This window comes from Campylobacter sp. JH32 (genome assembly GCF_017846535.1).
Taxonomy (GTDB): domain Bacteria; phylum Campylobacterota; class Campylobacteria; order Campylobacterales; family Campylobacteraceae; genus Campylobacter_D; species Campylobacter_D coli.
The window spans coordinates 1-556 of record NZ_JAEQBS010000042.1 but is presented as its reverse complement, the minus strand read 5'-3'; the positions used below and the strand labels follow the sequence as shown (position 1 = coordinate 556).

At 21.2% G+C, this 556-nt stretch carries 2 pseudogenes; both read left to right on the top strand.

From position 1 onward, the window contains the following. Positions 1 to 192: pseudogene (locus KAR67_RS09430) on the top strand (methyltransferase); the annotation flags it as partial. A gap of 81 nt (positions 193 to 273) precedes the next feature. Further along, a pseudogene (locus tag KAR67_RS09425) lies at positions 274 to 556 on the top strand (hypothetical protein); the annotation flags it as partial.

Genomic DNA, 556 nt, shown 5'->3' with positions numbered 1-556 from the left:
GCTATACAAGCTCGTTTTGAACAAAATAAAATAGTTAAAATAGAACCTAAATATTGTATTTCTCTTATAAATACTTGTTTTGATAGTAAAGAAATAACATTGGATAATGATATTAGTAGGGTAGGATTGAATGATGCATTTAGTAAAAGAACTATTGATTTTGTAAATAGATTTAAACTTTTAAAACATTAGTCTAACACTTTAAGTGGCTTTAGTGCTATTTTGTTTGAAGATACTAAAGATAATAATCAAAGTAATATAGGATAAAAATACATGAAAAACAAGCTCTATCATTATTTTAACAATAAAGAAAATTCAAATGATTTAAAAAAACAATTCTTTAAAAATATAAAACAAGCTTTATTTTATCTTTTTCTTGTCATCTTAACTTTTTATAATATTACTTATTTAACTCTTTTAACCTTTTTCCCTTTTCCTTTCTTTGGATGGATTAGCTTGTTTATACTTTCTACTATATGGGTATATTTATTTTTAAAGCTTGTCTTTTATCTTGTCTTTAAAATTTTTAATATTGATAAAAAAATTAAAAAGTTTT